This window comes from Mesobacillus sp. ABV4_180 (assembly GCF_056158485.1).
The window spans coordinates 3,118,095-3,137,671 of sequence record NZ_JBSWTJ010000001.1 but is presented as its reverse complement, the minus strand read 5'-3'; the positions used below and the strand labels follow the sequence as shown (position 1 = coordinate 3,137,671).

Genomic DNA, 19,577 nt, shown 5'->3' with positions numbered 1-19,577 from the left:
TATAATATTACCTGCTCCTCGATTGGAAAGGTGGATCATGATGTTCAAACATACAACAGTTTTACTGGAAGAAACAGTAGACGGGCTCGATATCAAGCCTGATGGTACATACGTGGATTGTACTCTCGGTGGCGCAGGCCACAGCGAATTGATTTTGTCCAAGCTTTCAGAAAAAGGAAAGCTTTATGCCTTTGACCAGGACAATGTAGCCATTGCCAACGCAAGGGAAAAGCTGGCAAGCTATGGTGACAAACTTACAATTATCAAAAGCAATTTCCTGAATTTGCAGGAAGAACTCGAGAAACTTGGAGTAACGGAAGTGGATGGCATCCTCTACGATCTTGGCGTTTCTTCTCCGCAGCTGGATACACCTGAACGTGGTTTCAGCTATCACCATGATGCCCCTCTGGATATGCGCATGGATCAGGATGCTCCATTATCAGCTTACGATGTTATTAATGACTGGCCGTATGAGAAATTGGTCAAGATCTTCTTCCAATACGGCGAAGAGAAATTTTCAAAGCAAATTGCCAGAAAGATTGAGGCAGCAAGGGAAATTAAACCGATTGAAACGACTGGAGAACTTGTCGAATTAATCAAGGATGCCATTCCCGCTCCTGCAAGGAGAAAGGGCGGACATCCTGCAAAGCGGGTATTCCAGGCTGTAAGAATTGCAGTGAATGATGAACTTGGAGTGTTCGAGAAATCTCTTGAACAGGCAATCGAAATGCTTGCTGTTGGCGGCAGGATCAGTGTCATCACTTTCCATTCATTGGAGGACAGGATCTGCAAGGTAACTTTCAAGAAAGCGAGCGAAACACCACAGCTTCCGCCGGGTCTGCCGATTATTCCAGATGAATTCCAGCCGAAATTGAAGCTGGTCACAAGAAAACCAATTCTGCCTTCTGATGACGAGCTTGAATACAATAACCGTGCAAGGTCGGCAAAATTGCGTATCGCTGAAAAAGTTAAAAAATAAAATTATAAAAAATAGAATCTCAGGAGGGAAAATGATGAGCAATCTGGCAAGAAAATTGCAACAGGAACAGCAGCAGCGCACTGTTCAAACACCGGCAAAAGCACCGGCAAGAAGAAATTCGATCCTAACGCCCGGTGAAAAAATCCTGATGTTTGTTTTCGGAGCAATGGTATGCTTCGGTGCGACATTCATGGTATCAAAACAGGCCGCCATTTATGAAGTAAACAAAGACATCCAGATTATCGAAGGAAACATCCAGGAGCAGCAAAAAGTTAACAGTGATCTTGAAGTCCAGGTTAGCGAGTTAAGTACCTATGAGCGAATCAAGAAGGTAACTGAAAAGCTTGGTTTAACATTGAATGAAGACAATGTTAAGGGTGTTGAAAACTGATGGGCAAGAAACAGCCCTATATGAATCTTGGAGCAGCGGTATTATTCGTAATATTCAGCCTGCTCTTTTTTATCTTGATTTTCAGGTTCGTATCAATTCAGGTAACTGGTGAGGTACATGGACAAGCACTTGCTGCCAGGGCACAACAGAAATATGAAAATGAAAAAGTGATCGAAGCTGTCAGAGGTTCGATTTTTGACCAAAAAGGTGAGGTAATTGCCGAGGATACTACTGCATACACGCTGGTAGCAATTCTGGACGATTCAATGACTACGAACGAGAAAAAGCCGAAGCATGTAAAAGATCCGGGTAAGACGGCAAGCCAGCTTGCTAAATTTATCGATATGAGTGAATCGGAAATTTATCAGCGGTTGACGATGGAAGATGTCTTCCAGGTCGAATTCGGAAAAGCAGGCCGTGATATCTCCCATCAAACGAAACGGGAAATCGAAGAGTTAAAGCTTCCGGGCATCACTTTTTTACGAGATTCCAAGAGGTTCTATCCGAATGGGGTGTTTTCTTCGCATTTGATAGGGTTCGTTGAAAAGGAAGAAAAGAAAGAAAAGAAAGGGAAAAGTGTCACTTCCGGTAAACTGGGAATTGAAAAGACCCTGAATGATGAATTGACCGGTCAAAATGGGTCACTTTCTTTTGAAAGTGACCTTTGGGGATTCCTGCTTCCTGAGAGCGAGAAAAAAGTCACACCAGCACAGGATGGAAATGACGTTTACTTAACGATTGATAAAAAGATTCAGACATTTGTAGAGGATGCTGTCAACCGGGTGGATGAGGAGTATAAACCAAAAAAAATCATCGCAGTGGTTGCTGACCCGAAGACGGGGAATATTCTTGCGATGGCCCAGCGTCCGACATTCCACCCAACGACGCGTGAAGGGCTGGAAAAAAGCTGGCATAATGAAATTGTCGAAAACCCGCTGGAGCCTGGTTCTACCATGAAAGTCTTCACTTTGGCTGCTGCTGTAGAGGAGAAGAAATGGAATCCAGGGGAACTCTATAAATCTGGATCCTATAAGGTTACCGAAAAATCTGGGAGCATTGGTGACCACAACGGGCGTCAAGGATGGGGTACAATCACTTATCTTGAAGGGATTCAGCGTTCCTCTAACGTGGCAGTTGCGAAACTCGTTAATGAAAAAATAGGTACGGAAAAATTCCGCGAGTACCTGACTAAGTTTGGCTTCGATAATCCTACTGGCATTGATTTGCCCAATGAGGCGGTCGGTAAAATCCAGTATAAATGGCCAATTGAAAAAATAACTACCTCTTATGGACAGGGTTCTACGGTTACTCCAATTCAGCTTATCCAGGCAGCAACTGCCGTGGCGAATGATGGAACCATGATGAAACCGAGAGTCATAGACAAAATTGTTGACCCAAATACAGGAGAGGTTGTAAAACAAACTGAACCTCAAACGGCAGGCAAGCCTATTTCTGCTGAAACAGCTAAAGAGGTCAGGGATGTACTCGAAACTGTCATCACATCGGAAAATGGAACCGGAAAATCCTATGCAATAGAAGGATATAAAGTCGCCGGGAAAACAGGTACTGCAAACCTGACGGAAAACGGGAAATACCTGGACGGTGCAAATGATTATCTGTTTTCATTCCTTGGAATGGCACCGAAGGACGACCCGAAACTCGTTGTTTATGTTGCCGTCCAACAACCAGAAATTGATCATTACTATAAAGGCTCGATCCCGACGTCTATGATTTTTAAATCAGTCATGAAGAGCAGTCTTCAATATTTGAATATCAAGCCGACATCTTTGGAAAAAGCTGACTCAAGCCAGGTTCCTGACATCACTGGCATGGCTGCAGCCGAAGGAAAGAAATTGCTTGAATCAAAAGGATTTGAGACTGTTATTATCGGAGACGGGAACATGGTTGAAGATCAGCTGCCAAAGGCCGATACAATGGCTCTTGAAGGAGAAAAGATAATCATCAAAGCTTCCGGTGCGAAAACCTATCCTGAACTGACCGGCTGGTCGCTGAGGGATGTGTTGAAACTGGCACAAATTGCAGATGTTAAATTGAATAAAGCCGGAAGCGGCTATGTAACAAAACAGAACCTGAAGCCAGGCTCGCCAATCAACGAAGGTGAGAACCTGATCATCGAACTGGAAACACCACTTCAGCAATTTGAAGAATCACAGAAAAAAGAAGACAGTAATGAAGAAACAGAGGAAGTCGGCGGATGATGCCCTTCCTCTTTTTTTGTGCATTTTACAGGATTTAACAAAGTTGTCCGGAGCAGCCATGATGTCTGCCAAAACTCTGCTTGACTCGGACTTCTTGTTATATTCAAATTCGTACAAGCATATATTTGAACGAGTTAATAGAGTTTCCTGTTTAAATATTGGAACAAATATAGGGGAGGTTCGTTCATTATATGCGTGTTTCAAACGTGACGGTCAGAAAGCGGCTGGCGCTGATCTTAGTAGTTGGTATTCTGGTGTTTTTCATTATTGATGTTCGTCTCGGCTATGTACAGTTCATGTTAGGTGACTTTTTGACAGGGAAAGCAAAAGACTCCTGGAGCAGGAATGTCCCGTTCGAACCTCAGCGGGGCGAAATAACGGACAGGAATGGTGTAGCCCTGGCGACGAACATCAGTGCACCGACTGTATATGTAGTGCCCCGCCAGGTGAAGGAGCCGGAAACGACTGCTGAACAATTGGCGAAGGCATTGAATATGTCAAAGGAAAAAGCCTATCAGCATATCACAAAAAAAGAAATGATCGTCAAAATTCCTGAAGGCAGGAAAATATCCCATGAAAAAGCAAAAGAAATCAGGGCAATGGACATCAAAGGCGTGTATATCGGCGAAGACTCCAAACGCCATTATCCTTACGGCAGCTATCTTTCACATGTACTTGGGTTTGCGGGCATTGATAACCAGGGTCTGATGGGGCTGGAGCTTTATTATGATAAGGAACTGAAAGGTACCAAGGGTTCTGTTCAGTTTTATGCAGATGCAAAACAGCAGCGGATGAATAATATGGCAGATGACTATGAACCGCCAGTGGACGGGCTTGACCTTAAGTTGACAATCGACAGCAGGGTGCAGACAATCGTCGAAAGGGAACTGGATATTGCACAGGCAAAATACAATCCTGATGGAATCATCGCCATTGCCATGAACCCGAATAATGGCGAGATTTTGGCGATGTCTAGCAGGCCGGATTTTGATCCTGCAAACTTCAGGAATGTTGCGCCTGAGGTATATAACCGAAACCTGCCTATCTGGAGTACATATGAACCAGGGTCAACATTCAAAATCGTCACCCTGGCAGCTGCTCTACAGGAAGGAAAGGTTAATCTGGAAAAAGACCATTTCCATGATTCAGGTTCTGTAGAAGTGGCTGGGGCGAGGATCCGTTGTTGGAAAAAGGGCGGACATGGAAGCCAGTCCTTCCTTGAGGTAGTTGAGAATTCATGCAACCCTGGTTTTGTCGAGCTGGGTGACAGACTTGGAAAAGATACGCTTTTTAAATATGTTAAGGACTTCGGCTTCGGCCAAAAAACTGGTATTGATCTTCAGGGTGAAGGTAAAGGAATCATGTTCAATCTGGACAGAGTCGGGCCGGTCGAGCAGGCTACGACTGCATTTGGCCAGGGGGTATCGGTGACGCCGATCCAGCAGGTTGCTGCAGTGTCAGCGGCGGTGAACGGGGGTATCCTCTATACTCCTTATATCGCTAAGGAACTGGTCGACCCAGTAACGGGCGAGGTAGTCATAAAAAAAACGCCTCAAGCAAAAAGAAGGGTCATTTCGGAAGAAACCTCCAAAGAAATCAGGCATGCCCTTGAAAGTGTTGTTGCCAAAGGGTCTGGGAAAAATGCCTATGTTGATTCCTACAGGGTAGGCGGTAAGACAGGTACTGCTCAAAAGGCGCAGAATGGCCGATATCTTGAAAATAATCATATCGTGTCATTCATTGGATTTGCACCAGCAGATGATCCGCAAATCGTCATTTATGTAGCTGTTGATAATCCTAAAGGAACTGTCCAGTTCGGTGGTGTTGTGGCTGCCCCAATCGTAGGAGATATTATGGAGGACAGTTTGCGTGCGATGGAAGTAGAGCCGAGAAAGGACCAGATTGAAAAAGAGTTGACATGGCTTGATACACCAATGGTCGAGGTACCGGATCTGGTCGGCCTGACAAAAAAAGACCTTCAGCAGCAGCTGATCAATTTTAAATTGGATATTGCCGGTGATGGTGAGAAAGTCGTCAAACAGCTGCCATCACCAGGAGTGAAAATTAAGGAAGGCTCTACAATCAGAGTATATATGAATGATTAATTCGAGATGTTCAGCAAGGCATTGGGGAGCAGGGCGGCGGGGAGAGGGAAATCCGCTGCCCGTTTTTTCATGAGTTGCCCCAAAAAGGGCTTGGACAATTCAACTCAACAATGGCTAATTTCAGTCTAATCATGTAAAATAAGAGTCGCCATGTTGTTTGAGAGGATTTGATATTTATGAAATTACACGAATTGATTGGTTATTTGCACCCCTTCGTGGATTATAAGGGAGAAAATCCCGAAATTACTTCGATTGAAAATGATAACCGCAGAGTGACTACCGGAAGTTTATTCATATGCATTAAGGGCTATACAGTAGATGGCCACGATTTCGCAGGTTCAGCTGTTATAAATGGAGCATCTGCGGTGCTTGCTGAACGTGAACTTCCATTGAATGTACCGGTAATCGTGGTGAAAGATACGGTTCGTGCTATGGCGGTACTTGCTGATGCTTTTTACGGCCAGCCAAGCCAGAAGCTTCATTTGATTGGAATTACAGGCACGAACGGTAAAACTACGACAAGCCTTATTATTGAAAAAATCTTTAAGGATGCAGGTCAAAAAACAGGCGTCATCGGGACAATGTACACAAAAATCGGCGAACAAATCTTTGAAGTGAAGAACACCACGCCTGAAAGCCTGACACTGCAAAAGACGTTCAAGCAAATGGTAGACGAACAAGTTGATACTGCGGTTATGGAAGTGTCATCACATGCACTTGTATATGGACGTGTACATGGAACTGACTATAATGTTGCGGTTTTTACAAACCTTACTCAAGACCATCTTGACTACCATAAAACAATGGAAGAGTACAGGAAGGCAAAAGGGCTGCTCTTCTCCCAGCTAGGGAATGCATTCAATCATGATAAACCTAAATTTGCAGTCCTGAATGCGGATGACCCTGCGAGTGAAGAGTTTGCTAAGTTTACCTCTGCCCATATTCTCACTTATGGAATTGATAACCATGCTGATCTGCAAGCCACAAATATCAGCATGACCGCCAGCGGAACATCGTTTGATTTAGTCAGTCCATTCGGTGTACGCAATGTAAATATCCAGTTGATCGGGAAATTCAGCATCTACAATGTACTTGCGAGCATAGGATCTGCACTTGTTTCCGGTATTGATTTGGAGCAAATCATCGGCTCTGTTGAAGATGTAAAAGGAGTTTCAGGAAGATTCGAAGTAGTGGACGCGGGGCAGGATTTCTCAGTGATCGTTGATTATGCTCACACACCAGACAGTCTTGAAAATGTTCTTAAAACAGTCCAGCAATTCGCGCAGAAACGAATTTTCTGTGTTGTCGGCTGCGGCGGTGACCGTGACAGGACGAAACGCCCGCTTATGGCAAAAATCGCATGCGAATATACTACGGATGCCATCTTTACTTCAGACAACCCGCGCAGTGAAGATCCTGAACAGATTATCAGGGATATGGAAGAAGGAGTAAAAGGAGAGGTCTATACTTCGATTGTGGACCGTAAGGATGCAATCAAGCATGCAGTCAAAAATGCCAAAGCTGGAGATGTGATCCTGATTGCCGGGAAAGGTCATGAAACATACCAGCAGATTGGTGACAGGACATTTGATTTTGATGACAGGATTGTAGCGCGCGAGGCGATAGAGGAGAGGTAATATGCTGACATACCAGGATGTCTCTAGTCTGTTTTCAAGGACTTCCGGAATAAACGACGCAAACATACAGTTCAAGACTGTTAGCTGCTATGCCGGTGCAACGCAGCCTAAAGGACTGTTTGTCCCAATTTCCGAGGAATCCGGTACATTGCAGGAGGCAATTTCAAATGGAGCGGTTGCTGCAGTCTGGCCGGATAAGGAGCAGGTGCCGGTTTATGCACCCAACCATTTTCCAATATTTTATTCAGAAGACATATTGAAAGGCTTAGGAAAGATGATGGAATTATACTATAACTACCTAACACAACAAGAAATAAAAGAAGCAACAAAATTCATTTTACCGAACAAAGAACTTCTTAACGACAAAGAAGCAACATATGATATAGCTGTGATGGCAGAAAACATCAATTTTTATAGCAGCGAACAGACCAAGGCAGGTGAGGAATAGAATGCTGGAGCAAGTTATCTTTTTCACAATATTGATGGGTTTTCTGATTACGGTCCTGCTTTCTCCAGTTTTTATTCCTTTCTTGAGAAGGCTTAAATTTGGCCAGAGCATCCGGGATGAAGGTCCTAAATCGCACCAGAAAAAAACGGGTACTCCGACGATGGGCGGTGTCATGATTTTAATATCCGTGACGGTTACAACCCTCGTCATGACCGGGAAGTTTTCACAGCCTTCTGTGGAAACATACCTGTTGTTATTCGTTACTTTAGGGTTTGGTCTTCTGGGCTTTATGGACGATTTTATCAAGGTTGTCATGAAACGAAACCTTGGTTTGACATCAAAGCAGAAGCTTCTTGGCCAAATCATCATCTCTGTCATTTTTTATTTCATATTCAAGCAGAGTGAATTTTCCACAATAGTCAGTATCCCTTTAACGGACTATTCATTCGATCTTGGCTGGGGATATGCACTGTTCATTATTTTCTGGATGGTCGGTTTCTCGAATGCTGTTAACCTGACGGACGGGCTTGACGGGCTGGTTTCAGGTACTGCCGCCATTGCATTTGGTGCATTTGCAGTACTGGCATGGAATCAGTCACAATATGAACTGTCGATTTTTTCTGTTGCCGTCGTAGGAGCTGTATTAGGTTTCCTTGTATTTAATGCACATCCAGCGAAAGTGTTCATGGGGGATACGGGGTCGCTTGCACTTGGAGGAGCGATCGCTACGGTCGCGATTCTTGCGAAGCTTGAAATTATCTTGATCATCATTGGCGGTATTTTTGTTATTGAAACATTATCTGTTATCCTGCAGGTCATTTCATTCAAAACTACCGGGAAGAGGATTTTCAGGATGAGTCCGCTTCATCATCATTATGAATTGATCGGCTGGTCAGAATGGCGGGTAGTCGTTACATTCTGGACTGTAGGCCTTCTTTTCGCAATCCTTGGAATTTATATTGAGGTGTGGATTTAGATGAAACATATCACAACATATCAACATAAAAAAATTCTTGTACTTGGCCTTGCCAAGAGTGGAGTCAGCGCTGCTGCTCTGCTACATAAACTAGGAGCTTTCGTGACTGTCAATGACAGTAAACCACTATCTGAAAATCCTGAGGCCCAGGGCTTGCTAGAGCAGGGTATCAAAGTAGTTTGTGGAAGCCACCCAATTGAATTGATGGATGAAGGCTTTGAACTAGTCGTGAAAAACCCTGGAATACCATATCATAACCCGATGATTCAAAAAGCAATGGAAAAAGAGATTCCGATCATTACAGAGGTCGAGCTAGCTTATCAGATTTCTGAAGCGCCTTTTGTAGGGATTACAGGAACCAATGGGAAGACAACAACAACAACGTTGATCTATGAGATGCTTGAAGCTGGAAACAAAAAGCCTTTAATCGCTGGCAATATCGGTACGGTTGCCTCAGGCGTTGCACAGGAAGCAGCCGCAGATTCTACCATTGTCATTGAGCTATCCTCATTTCAGTTGATGGGAATCGACAAATTCAAACCAAGGATTGCCATCATCACGAATTTATTTGATGCTCATCTCGATTATCATGGGACGAGGAATGAATATATTGAGGCAAAAGCCAGGATTACGATGAACCAAGACGAAGAGGATTATTTGATTGTGAACGCTGACCAGGAAGAGGTCATGGAAATTGCCAGAAATTCAGGAGCGCGAATTGTTCCTTTTTCTACGAAGAAAGTATTGGACAATGGTGCTTATGTAAAAGATGGCTGGGTTTGCTTTAATGGTAACCAAATCATACAAACGAAGGACATCGTTCTGCCAGGCAAGCATAATCTTGAAAATATCTTATCATCCGTTGCGGCAACGCTTCTTTCAGGTGCCGATCAAGAAGCGATCGTGAAAGTGCTGACGACTTTCGCTGGCGTACGCCACAGACTTCAATTCGTTGATAATATTGGCGGAAGAAAATTCTATAATGATTCAAAAGCAACGAATATTCTGGCTACAGAAAATGCTTTGGCTGCTTTTGAAGAACCGATTGTTTTGCTTGCAGGTGGATTGGACAGGGGAAATTCTTTTGATGAACTTGTCCCATCTTTAAAAAATGTTAAAACATTGATTACATTCGGACAGACTGCTGAAAAAGTGGGACAGGCTGGGCGTGTTGCAGGAATAAAAACAATTATGCGGGTCGATAATGTTGAAAAGGCCGTTCCCGTGGCGTTTGAACATTCAGAACCCGGTGATGTTATCCTGCTTTCGCCTGCATGCGCAAGCTGGGATCAGTACAAAACTTTTGAGGTCAGGGGAGACATGTTTATCGAGGCCGTGCATAAGCTTAAGTAAGGGCTTGTCTTGAAACAGCATGACTCAGGTTGCCTGGCCTCGTGCAGGCTGGATGGGAAGCGGCAAATGAGCCCTAAATCATACAGCCGAGGTGTATTGCTTTGCCAACGAAAAGATCTACTCCTGATATTTTTCTAATGATTGTAACATTTACGCTTTTGGCAGTAGGCTTGATCATGGTCTATAGTGCGAGTGCTGTCTGGGCGGACTATAAGTTTAATGACTCTTTTTTCTTTGCAAAGAGACAGATGCTTTTTGCGGGAGTTGGAATCATTGCAATGTTCTTTATCATGAATGTTGACTATTGGACATGGCGGACATGGGGAAAGGTAATTTTGATTATCTGTTTTGTCCTCCTGATCCTCGTCCTGATACCCGGAGTAGGCAATGTGCGGAACGGGTCCAGGAGCTGGATTGGAGTTGGAGCATTCTCTGTCCAGCCATCCGAATTCATGAAAATCGCGATGATTGCCTTTCTCGCAAAGTTCTTATCGGAGAACCAAAAGGCGATCACCACATTTAAAAAAGGTCTCGTTCCCTCATTGGGACTTGTATTTTTAGCTTTTGGGCTGATCATGCTTCAGCCGGACTTGGGCACAGGCACTGTTATGGTCGGTACTTCCGTTGTCATGATTTTTATTGCAGGAGCAAGAATCAGCCATTTTGTGGGGCTCGGACTGATAGGGGCAGCAGGTTTCGTCGGTTTAATCATTTCTGCACCATACAGGATGAAGAGGATCACTTCATTCCTGGATCCGTGGCAGGACCCTCTGGGGAGCGGCTTCCAAATGATCCAATCGCTATATGCAATAGGGCCAGGTGGTTTGTTCGGCCTGGGACTTGGCCAAAGCCGTCAAAAATTCTTTTATCTGCCAGAACCTCAGACAGATTTTATTTTCGCGATTCTAGCTGAAGAACTCGGGTTCATTGGAGGATCTTTCATCCTCCTGCTGTTCTCGTTACTGCTTTGGAGGGGAATTAGAATTGCACTGGGGGCACCTGATTTATTCGGGACTTTTTTGGCAACCGGGATCATTGCGATGATCGCCATCCAGGTCATGATCAATATCGGTGTTGTCACCGGCCTTATGCCTGTAACTGGAATTACACTGCCATTCCTGAGCTATGGAGGCTCATCCCTTACATTGATGCTGATGGCTGTAGGTGTTCTGTTGAATATAAGCAGACATTCCAGGTACTAGATATAAAAGTCGATTGAAATAAAGACTATCTTAGGAAGAGTCATCATAATCATAAGAACAGACCCTCAGAGCAGGGTCTGTTCTTTTATGCAATAGCTTCAGATTCATGAATATTTATAGGAATATTCTCCTGTTCATGCTATATTACATTTAAATGACAATATCTTTAAAATCCGCTGTGGAGTTTAGATTATAGTAGAATAGGGTAAAACCGTGAAGTGCCATTTTTTAAGTTGCCTTTCACGGCGGGGCCATGCACGCCTTCGTATGTGTCGGCGTAATGGCGCAGAGATTAAATAGAGATATGTTGCTGAGGTGTGGAAGATGAAGATTGCAGTTAGCGGCGGCGGTACGGGTGGACATATTTACCCTGCGCTTGCACTGATCAGAGAGATTCAGAAAAAGGATAAAAATGTTGAGTTTCTTTACATAGGAACTGAAAAAGGGCTTGAAAGCAAATTGGTGCCCAGGGAAAATATCCCGTTCAAATCAATACATATCACAGGTTTCAAACGAAAGTTTTCATTTGAAAATGTTAAAACCGTCCTGCGCTTCCTTAAGGGTGTCAGCGACAGCAAAAAAATGCTTAAGGAATTCAAGCCCGATGTTGTCATTGGTACGGGCGGTTATGTTTGCGGCCCGGTAGTGTATGCAGCTGCAAAATTGGGCATACCTACAATTGTCCATGAACAAAATAGCGTGCCAGGATTGACGAATAAATTCCTTAGCCGTTATGTAGATAAAATAGCAATCTGTTTTGAGGAGGCAAGAGAGTTCTTCCCTTCACAGAAGGTCGTCCTGACAGGAAATCCAAGAGCCTCTGAGGTACTTGGGCAGGATGGAATCAGGGGAAGATTGTCTTCTGGCCTCAAGCTTAAAGTGCCGACAGTGCTTATCTTTGGCGGCAGCAGGGGAGCGAAGCCGATTAATGAAGCAGTCGTAAAAAGTCTGGCTGAATTAAGCGGAAAACCTTATCAAGTATTATATGTGACAGGCGATGTTCATTTTGATGAAGTCAAAAAGGAAGTTGAACTGGTTGGCAATCCGGATAATGTGATTATCAAACCATTCATCCATAACATGCCCGAAGTACTTGCCGGTGTTGATTTGACCGTTTCAAGAGCTGGAGCGACAACCTTGGCGGAACTGACTTCATTAGGAATTCCGAGCATCCTTATCCCTAGTCCATATGTAACAGATAATCATCAGGAAAAAAATGCCCGTGCATTAAGTGAAAATGGAGCAGCTAAGTTATTGTTGGAAAAAGACTTGACTGGTCCTAAACTGGTGGAAAGTATCGATCATATCCTTGGGAATGAAGAAAAATTGACCGATATGAAAAAAGCGGCAAAAAAACTTGGCATCCCGGATGCTGCCCAAAGACTGTATCTCCTTATGGAGGATTTGGCTAAAAAGTAGCCTATAGGCATACAGCTGCATAAAATAGTCAAAATAGCTGTATCGTGAAAGGAAGGTAATTATGAGGGATCTAGCTGACAAACTTAGAGAAATGAACATCGGTTCTGTAAAAGAAAACGAACCGCTGGCTAACCATACAACGATGAAAATTGGCGGACCTGCCGACATACTTATTGAGCCTTCATCGATAGAAAATCTTAAAAAAGCAGTTGATGTCATTAAGACCTCAGGTGTGAAATGGACAGTGATAGGAAGAGGGTCAAACCTTCTTGTCTCAGACAAGGGGATTGAAGGTGCTGTAATCAAACTAGGTTCTGGCCTCGATGAACTGGAAATTGACGGATCCAGAGTAACAGCAGGAGGAGGCCTTTCTCTTGTTAACTTTGCAATGACGATCAGTCGAAAAGGACTTTCAGGCCTGGAATTCGCTGGAGGAATACCAGGTTCAATCGGCGGCGCTGTATATATGAATGCTGGAGCCCACGGGTCGGATATCTCGAAAATCCTCGAAAAAGCATATGTTTTATTCGAAGACGGCTCGCTTGAATGGCTGTCAAATGAAGAAATGAATTTCTCATACCGGACATCCATTCTGCAGAAGGAACGCCCTGGGATTGTCGTGGCAGCAGTATTCCAATTGAAGGAAGGCAACCGGGAAGAAATCGTTGCTGAGCTGCAAAAGAACAAGGACTACCGCAAAGAAACACAGCCTTACAATTATCCGAGCTGTGGAAGTGTCTTCAGGAATCCGCTGCCGAATTATGCAGGAAACCTGATAGAAAAATCAGGGTTAAAAGGGCATCGTATTGGCGGTGCACAAATCTCTGAACTTCATGCCAATTTCATTGTCAATACAGGTAATGCAAAGGCAGAGGATGTACTCGGGCTTATTCAGCATGTAAAGGATACAGTTCAGGATAAGCATGGTGTAATAATGGAGACAGAGGTAGAAATTATCGGCCGAAAATAGCAGGAAATTGCTTTAAGCTGTCAATTTCTGTGATATAATAATTCATTAGATTAGGATGCAATTGCGAAAAAAGAAACGGCATGAATATTGCTCTCGTGCCGTTGGCTTCTTTCTGCAAACTGTTCTGTGCCAAAGTGGAAAATAAGATCCATTCTGTGACTCAGACATTCTAGAAAAGTATCGCAATCAAATGATGGCTTTGACCTGCAAGATCAATTGAAAAGATGTCAGCATTAGTGCTATGGGTTCAGCCGATAAAGAGGGGATTGAAATGGACAAGGGGAAAATAGTCTCAATTGAAGACAGGATTCCGAAATTAAAACATCAGAGGCGCAAGAAAGCAAACCGCAGACTGATTATGCTGCTGGCTTTGTTTTTTATTTTGATAGCTGGTGTGATCTATTTTCAATCACCGCTCAGCAAGGTTAAAAAAATATCTGTTTCCGGGAATGAATCTCATTCCTTTGAACAAATTGTTGCAAAAAGCGGTATTTCCCTGCAAACCAATGTTTGGAAAATTAACAGGGAAGACATTGAGAAGGAACTTGAAAAGATTCAGGAGATCCAAAAAGCGACAGTCAATGTCAGGCTGCCCAATACCGTTGCAATAACGCTTGACGAATATAACAGGCTTGCTTACATATCGAAAGGCAAGAATTTTTACCCGGTCCTTGAAAATGGAGATATCCTTGGTGAAAAACAAATTGATGAGATTCCTGTCAATGCACCGATTTTGATAGGATTCAAAGAGGGGAAAGTATTGGATGAAATGATTGCTTCTCTGGAAGAACTTCCGGAAGTGGTGATCAACTCCATTTCAGAAATCCACTCCACCCCGGGCAAAACAGATGCTTATCTTATCAAGTTATTCATGAATGATGGTTTTGAAGTAAATGCCACGCTTCGGACTTTTTCTGAAAAAATGGAACATTACCCGGCAATCGTCAGCCAGCTGGACCCTTCAAAGAAGGGTGTAATCGATCTCGAGGTTGGCTCGTATTTTAAAGCTTATGAAGCAGAGGAAGCTGAGGAAGTTGAAATTGAAAAAGAAAGTGAACAGTAATCGTGTGATTCTTTCGCTCGTTTCGCTGGTGCTCGGCTTCATGGTCGCTTTTTCCTTCCGTGTGACTCAGGACGAAAATGACAACAGCAAAGGCTTGACGGACAGGCAGTGGGAGCAGCACCTGAATTTGAGGAACGAGTTGATCGAAGAGGAAGAAAAGAACCGAGAGCTTCAGAAAGAATTGAACGCCAAGCAGGGCAAGGTCAGAAAGATAGAAGAAAGCCTGTCCAAGGAAGCACAAGTATTTTTTAATATGGCTGAAGATGCCGAGAAATACCGTATGTTCCTGGGAAAGGTGAAAGTCAGCGGACAAGGTGTCAAAGTGACTCTGGCAGATGGGGAGTACAACCCTGATGAAGAGAATATCAATAACTATCTTGTGCATGAGCACCATGTTTTTAAGGTGATCAATGAATTATATATTTCAGGAGCTGCAGCAATCTCAGTAAACGGGCAAAGGATTTCACATAAATCATATGTGCTCTGTACCGGGCCTGTCATAACGGTTGATGGATACCAGCATCCTGCCCCTTTTGAAATTACTGCAATTGGTGACCCAGATGTCCTTTCCTCCGCCTTGAATATTACTGGCGGGGTAAAAGATCAGCTTGTAAACGATCAAATTGTTTTTTCATTGGAAGAAATAGATGAAATAAAGATGGATCCCATACTTGGCAATTAATTTTACTTTCATCAAAATTTATTTCAAAAAAATTATTTTTCCGCATGTAGGATGTTTTGAAGTGCTTTTTTTGTCTGCAGGACGTAGATGCAGCGCATTAAAAGCCGTATAGAAAGCAAGGTGAATACTTTGGGTCGACCAAAAAATCTAAGCTTCATCATCATTGCTGCTATTATCGGGTTGATGGTCGCCGTTCAGTTTCAAACTGTAAGAGAGCCAGAAGTCAGGGATACGAGGGATACATGGCAGCTTCGCGAGGATTTAATGAAGGAAAAGGAACTTCAGTCCAAACTTCTTCTGGAAATCAGGTCAAATGAAGAAAAAATCGCTAAATATGAAACTGAGCGGCAGCAAAGCAAGGAAGAAGTTTTACGAGAAACACTTTCTGAATTAAAAGAAGAGGCCGGCCAGACAGAGATTACTGGTCCTGGCATCAGTCTGTCAATTGAGCCTGCTTTCAATCTTGTGGGGGAAGGGGACAATCCTCCGGCTATTTCACCAGACATGCTCAAAAGGCTGCTGAATGAATTGAATATGTATGGTGCACAGCATGTATCCGTTGATGGTGAAAGGGTTATCAATACAACAGTCATCAGGGATATTAACAGGGTGACCAAGATTGACGGCCACTCGCTGAATCTGTTTCCCATCAAAATTAACGTCATCGCCGAGAATGCTCAGGCGGCAGAAAAATTGTACAATCGCATGAAGGTTTCCACAGTTGCGGAAGATTTCTTCATCGATAACCTGGAAGTAAAGGTGAACAGGCCTGAAAGCGAACTGGTTGTTCCTGCCTATCAGGATACAATCAGGATCAGGTACATGGAACCCGTTAATACAGATAAAGGGGGAGGCAACTGATAATGTGGCTTCCAATTATGGGGTTGATAATCGGTGTGATCATCGGTCTGTTAACCGATATAAGAATTCCTGAAGAATATTCGAATTACTTATCGATCGCGATCCTGGCAGCCCTCGATACATTGTTCGGCGGGATCAGAGCCCAGCTTCAGAATATTTATGATGAAAAGGTATTTGTCTCTGGTTTCTTTTTTAATATAGTATTGGCAGCAAGTTTAGCTTTTCTAGGTGTTCATCTTGGTGTAGACTTGTATTTAGCAGCAGTTTTTGCCTTTGGGGTGAGGCTGTTCCAAAATATTGCCGTCATAAGGCGGATAATATTGACAAAATGGTCTGCTACAAGTGAAAAGTAGAAAAAAAAATGATATTTTAAAAGGGAAATATTTAATTGTGACGAATAAAGTAATGTAATTAAAAAACGAAAAACAATTAGATACGCGAAAGTCATATTGTTGTTCAAACAATAGGAATTGTTGAAGGAGGTGCCACAGAATGAACAGCAATGATATATATGTCAGTCTTGACATCGGTACATCCAATGTAAAAGTTATCATTGGTGAAATGGTCAACGACTCGTTGAATATAATTGGTGTTGGCAATGTAAAGTCCGAAGGGTTGAGAAAGGGCTCCATTGTTGATATAGATGAAACCGTTCATTCTATTAAAAGGGCAGTAGAGCAAGCTGAAAGAATGATAGGAATGAAGATTAACCAGGTGATTGTGGGTGTCACCGGGAACCATGTTTCGCTTTTGCCATGCCATGGGGTTGTGGCCGTATCGAGCGACAATCGCGAAATCACGAATGAAGATGTCGCGAGGGTCATTGATGCTGCACAGGTAGTATCAATCCCGCCGGAGCGAGAAATAATCGATGTGATTCCAAAGCAGTTCATCGTTGATGGCCTTGATGAAATCAATGATCCCCGAGGCATGATCGGTGTAAGGCTTGAAATGGAAGGTACGATTATTACAGGTTCCAAGACCATCTTACATAATACGCTCCGATGTGTTGAGCGCGCCGGCCTGGAAATTTTGGATATTGGCCTTCAGCCGCTTGCAGCAGGTGCGTTCGCACTCTCAAAAGATGAAAAGAACATGGGTGTCGTAATGATTGATATCGGCGGCGGATCTACTACTGTCGCAGTTTTTGAAAACGGGCACTTAAGAGGTACATCCGTCATTCCGGTTGGTGGAGACCATATTACGAAAGACTTGTCGATCGGCCTGCGTACGACAACGGAAGAAGCGGATAAATTAAAATTGAAACATGGACATGCCTTTTATGACCATGCTTCTGAAGAAGAAGTTTTCGAAGTTTCAATCATCGGCAGCGACCAGCAGCAGCAGTTTAACCAGCTGGAAGTGGCTGATATCATAGAGGCGAGGATGGAGGAAATCTTCTCCCTTGTCCAGGATGAATTGAAACACATGAACATAAGGGACCTGCCTGGTGGGTTTGTCCTTACAGGAGGCACAGCCAATATGCAGGGAGTTCTCGAACTGTCTCAGGATATCTTCCAGAGCAGGGTGAGGATTGCCATTCCTGATTATATTGGTGTCAGGGAACCACAATATACAACTGCAGTTGGTTTGATTCAATTTGCTTACAAGAACGCAAAATTAAAAGGGAAGAAAATGGAAGCAGCTTTTAGCGAATTAGAACCAAAAGAAAAAAGAGTTCAAAAACAGCCGCATCCAAAATCGAAGCCTGAGAAACAGCCTGAAGAAAAAGTCACCACAAGAATGAAAAAATTTCTTGGCTACTTTTTTGAATAATCAGAGCTAACAGGAAATCGGCGAATTAGGAGGATTTGTCATGTTGGAATTTGATATGAATTTAGATTCACTTGCTACTATAAAAGTTATCGGTGTTGGCGGCGGCGGAAATAATGCGGTTAACCGAATGATTGAACACGGTGTACAGGGCGTGGAGTTCATTGCGGTCAATACAGACGCACAGGCATTAAATCTTTCCAAAGCTGAAATCAGAATGCAAATCGGTGCGAAACTTACACGCGGTCTTGGTGCTGGTGCCAACCCGGAAGTAGGGAAGAAAGCTGCCGAAGAAAGCAAAGAGCAGATCGAGGAAGTACTGAAAGGTGCGGACATGGTCTTCGTAACAGCGGGCATGGGCGGAGGAACTGGAACAGGTGCTGCTCCAGTAATCGCCCAGATCGCTAAAGACCTTGGAGCTCTTACAGTTGGTGTAGTTACACGTCCATTCACTTTTGAAGGACGCAAGCGCGCTGGCCAGGCTGGCGGTGGAATTTCTGCTATGAAGGAAGCAGTGGATACACTGATCGTCATTCCAAACGACCGCTTGCTTGAAATTGTTGATAAGAGCACACCTATGCTTGAAGCATTCCGTGAAGCAGATAATGTACTTCGACAGGGTGTCCAGGGTATTTCTGACTTAATTGCTACTCCAGGACTGATCAACCTTGATTTTGCGGACGTAAAAACAATCATGTCCAACAAAGGCTCTGCATTGATGGGTATCGGTGTAGCTGCAGGTGAAAACCGTGCAACAGAAGCAGCCAAAAAAGCTATTTCATCTCCTTTGCTTGAAACATCTCTTGATGGAGCACAAGGTGTCCTAATGAACATCACTGGCGGTACGAACCTGAGCCTTTACGAGGTACAGGAAGCTGCTGATATCGTTGCTTCGGCTTCTGACCAGGATGTGAACATGATCTTTGGTTCTGTCATTAATGAAAACCTGAAGGATGAAATCATCGTTACTGTCATTGCAACAGGCTTCAATGAAGAAGTCGTTCAGCCGAAGCCGACAAGACCAGGTTTCGGAGGCCAACAAAAGCCTGGACTAGGTGCGATCAAACGCGAACAGCCAAAGCGTGAAGAAATCCAGCAGGAAGCACCAAGAAGCAATCCGTCTCCTCAAGGTGATGACGCTCTTGATATTCCTACATTCTTGCGTAACCGCAACAGAAGACGCTAATCAATTAAAATCAAGGCATAGCCAATTTCGGCTATGCCTTTTTCTATTGCTGAAGACTTTCGCATGCTGGAACCTATTAATTATCATTTGTTTTCTCCGCAAATAAGCCGGAAAATTTTCAATTTTAAAAAAGTACAAACGTAAAAACCTTATTAAATTAAGGATTATTCTATCTCAAAAGCTTAATAATCTGAAAATTGACAAAATCCGAATGGAAAAGTGAAAATCTCTGTAGTTTTGTTGCCAGAATGTGACACACTTCATAGGCCAATGACGATATACTTTTCCGTAACGGAATGATAGAGAAATCAAC

At 43.5% G+C, this 19,577-nt stretch carries 17 protein-coding genes; all 17 read left to right on the top strand.

Going from position 1 to position 19,577, the window contains the following annotated elements:
* Window positions 1–40: 40 nt before the first annotated feature.
* The 17 genes from rsmH to ftsZ all read left to right on the top strand — a co-directional run bounded on the left by rsmH (window position 41) and on the right by ftsZ (window position 19,264).
* Window positions 41–979, top strand: coding sequence for a 16S rRNA (cytosine(1402)-N(4))-methyltransferase RsmH (rsmH, locus tag ACXAEA_RS16085; RefSeq protein ID WP_475096884.1), 939 nt, complete (start codon window positions 41–43; stop codon window positions 977–979).
* Window positions 980–1,010: 31 nt separating this feature from the next.
* Window positions 1,011–1,370: a cell division protein FtsL gene (gene ftsL / locus ACXAEA_RS16080; RefSeq protein WP_475096883.1), complete on the top strand. Its 360-nt coding sequence runs from the start codon at window positions 1,011–1,013 to the stop codon at window positions 1,368–1,370.
* Window positions 1,370–3,589, top strand: a complete 2,220-nt coding sequence (locus tag ACXAEA_RS16075; protein WP_475096882.1) for a penicillin-binding protein — start codon at window positions 1,370–1,372, stop codon at window positions 3,587–3,589. The genes ftsL and ACXAEA_RS16075 overlap by 1 nt, the downstream gene beginning before the upstream one ends.
* 191 nt (window positions 3,590–3,780) lie before the next feature.
* Window positions 3,781–5,694 (top strand): stage V sporulation protein D, encoded by a 1,914-nt coding sequence (locus ACXAEA_RS16070; RefSeq protein WP_475096881.1) that lies wholly within the window; start codon window positions 3,781–3,783, stop codon window positions 5,692–5,694.
* 176 nt (window positions 5,695–5,870) lie between these two features.
* Entirely contained in the window at window positions 5,871–7,331 is a 1,461-nt protein-coding gene (locus ACXAEA_RS16065) for a UDP-N-acetylmuramoyl-L-alanyl-D-glutamate--2,6-diaminopimelate ligase (RefSeq protein ID WP_475096880.1), read from the top strand.
* Between the two features lies 1 nt (window position 7,332).
* On the top strand, window positions 7,333–7,779 hold the full coding sequence (locus ACXAEA_RS16060) for a hypothetical protein (protein WP_475096879.1): 447 nt from the start codon (window positions 7,333–7,335) through the stop codon (window positions 7,777–7,779).
* A 1-nt stretch (window position 7,780) separates the two neighbouring features.
* On the top strand, window positions 7,781–8,755 hold the full coding sequence (gene mraY, locus ACXAEA_RS16055) for a phospho-N-acetylmuramoyl-pentapeptide-transferase (RefSeq protein WP_475096878.1): 975 nt from the start codon (window positions 7,781–7,783) through the stop codon (window positions 8,753–8,755).
* Window positions 8,756–10,108 carry a UDP-N-acetylmuramoyl-L-alanine--D-glutamate ligase gene (murD, locus tag ACXAEA_RS16050; RefSeq protein WP_475096877.1) on the top strand — a complete coding sequence of 451 codons (1,353 nt, stop codon included), beginning with the start codon at window positions 8,756–8,758 and terminating at the stop codon, window positions 10,106–10,108.
* A 101-nt stretch (window positions 10,109–10,209) separates the two neighbouring features.
* Complete coding sequence (spoVE, locus tag ACXAEA_RS16045; RefSeq protein WP_475096876.1) at window positions 10,210–11,310, top strand: stage V sporulation protein E; 1,101 nt, start codon at window positions 10,210–10,212, stop codon at window positions 11,308–11,310.
* Window positions 11,311–11,634: 324 nt separating this feature from the next.
* Window positions 11,635–12,729 carry an undecaprenyldiphospho-muramoylpentapeptide beta-N-acetylglucosaminyltransferase gene (gene murG, locus ACXAEA_RS16040; protein WP_475096875.1) on the top strand — a complete coding sequence of 365 codons (1,095 nt, stop codon included), beginning with the start codon at window positions 11,635–11,637 and terminating at the stop codon, window positions 12,727–12,729.
* A 61-nt stretch (window positions 12,730–12,790) separates the two neighbouring features.
* Window positions 12,791–13,699, top strand: coding sequence for a UDP-N-acetylmuramate dehydrogenase (gene murB, locus ACXAEA_RS16035; RefSeq protein ID WP_475096874.1), 909 nt, complete (start codon window positions 12,791–12,793; stop codon window positions 13,697–13,699).
* A 271-nt stretch (window positions 13,700–13,970) separates the two neighbouring features.
* Window positions 13,971–14,762, top strand: a complete 792-nt coding sequence (locus ACXAEA_RS16030) for a cell division protein FtsQ/DivIB (protein WP_475096873.1) — start codon at window positions 13,971–13,973, stop codon at window positions 14,760–14,762.
* The gene (locus ACXAEA_RS16025) at window positions 14,710–15,444 is read left to right on the top strand and encodes a DUF881 domain-containing protein (protein WP_475096872.1); all 735 of its coding nucleotides are present in this window, start codon (window positions 14,710–14,712) and stop codon (window positions 15,442–15,444) included. The genes ACXAEA_RS16030 and ACXAEA_RS16025 overlap by 53 nt, the downstream gene beginning before the upstream one ends.
* A gap of 87 nt (window positions 15,445–15,531) precedes the next feature.
* Window positions 15,532–16,305: a DUF881 domain-containing protein gene (locus ACXAEA_RS16020; RefSeq protein WP_475096871.1), complete on the top strand. Its 774-nt coding sequence runs from the start codon at window positions 15,532–15,534 to the stop codon at window positions 16,303–16,305.
* A 2-nt stretch (window positions 16,306–16,307) separates the two neighbouring features.
* Entirely contained in the window at window positions 16,308–16,658 is a 351-nt protein-coding gene (locus tag ACXAEA_RS16015; RefSeq protein ID WP_475096870.1) for a small basic family protein, read from the top strand.
* 139 nt (window positions 16,659–16,797) lie between these two features.
* Window positions 16,798–18,081: a cell division protein FtsA gene (gene ftsA, locus ACXAEA_RS16010; protein WP_475096869.1), complete on the top strand. Its 1,284-nt coding sequence runs from the start codon at window positions 16,798–16,800 to the stop codon at window positions 18,079–18,081.
* 40 nt (window positions 18,082–18,121) lie between these two features.
* Entirely contained in the window at window positions 18,122–19,264 is a 1,143-nt protein-coding gene (gene ftsZ, locus ACXAEA_RS16005) for a cell division protein FtsZ (RefSeq protein WP_475096868.1), read from the top strand.
* The last annotated feature ends 313 nt before the right edge of the window (window positions 19,265–19,577 follow it).

Excerpts from the sequence above, each read along its gene's own strand:
- rsmH (WP_475096884.1), top strand. The coding sequence starts at position 41 with ATGTTCAAACATACAACAGTTTTACTGGAAGAAACAGTAGACGGGCTC.
- ftsL (WP_475096883.1), top strand. The coding sequence starts at position 1,011 with ATGATGAGCAATCTGGCAAGAAAATTGCAACAGGAACAGCAGCAGCGC.
- ACXAEA_RS16075 (WP_475096882.1), top strand. The coding sequence starts at position 1,370 with ATGGGCAAGAAACAGCCCTATATGAATCTTGGAGCAGCGGTATTATTC.
- ACXAEA_RS16070 (WP_475096881.1), top strand. The coding sequence starts at position 3,781 with ATGCGTGTTTCAAACGTGACGGTCAGAAAGCGGCTGGCGCTGATCTTA.
- ACXAEA_RS16065 (WP_475096880.1), top strand. The coding sequence starts at position 5,871 with ATGAAATTACACGAATTGATTGGTTATTTGCACCCCTTCGTGGATTAT.
- ACXAEA_RS16060 (WP_475096879.1), top strand. The coding sequence starts at position 7,333 with ATGCTGACATACCAGGATGTCTCTAGTCTGTTTTCAAGGACTTCCGGA.
- mraY (WP_475096878.1), top strand. The coding sequence starts at position 7,781 with ATGCTGGAGCAAGTTATCTTTTTCACAATATTGATGGGTTTTCTGATT.
- murD (WP_475096877.1), top strand. The coding sequence starts at position 8,756 with ATGAAACATATCACAACATATCAACATAAAAAAATTCTTGTACTTGGC.
- murG (WP_475096875.1), top strand. The coding sequence starts at position 11,635 with ATGAAGATTGCAGTTAGCGGCGGCGGTACGGGTGGACATATTTACCCT.
- murB (WP_475096874.1), top strand. The coding sequence starts at position 12,791 with ATGAGGGATCTAGCTGACAAACTTAGAGAAATGAACATCGGTTCTGTA.
- ACXAEA_RS16030 (WP_475096873.1), top strand. The coding sequence starts at position 13,971 with ATGGACAAGGGGAAAATAGTCTCAATTGAAGACAGGATTCCGAAATTA.
- ACXAEA_RS16025 (WP_475096872.1), top strand. The coding sequence starts at position 14,710 with ATGAAGCAGAGGAAGCTGAGGAAGTTGAAATTGAAAAAGAAAGTGAAC.
- ACXAEA_RS16020 (WP_475096871.1), top strand. The coding sequence starts at position 15,532 with ATGCAGCGCATTAAAAGCCGTATAGAAAGCAAGGTGAATACTTTGGGT.
- ACXAEA_RS16015 (WP_475096870.1), top strand. The coding sequence starts at position 16,308 with ATGTGGCTTCCAATTATGGGGTTGATAATCGGTGTGATCATCGGTCTG.
- ftsA (WP_475096869.1), top strand. The coding sequence starts at position 16,798 with ATGAACAGCAATGATATATATGTCAGTCTTGACATCGGTACATCCAAT.
- ftsZ (WP_475096868.1), top strand. The coding sequence starts at position 18,122 with ATGTTGGAATTTGATATGAATTTAGATTCACTTGCTACTATAAAAGTT.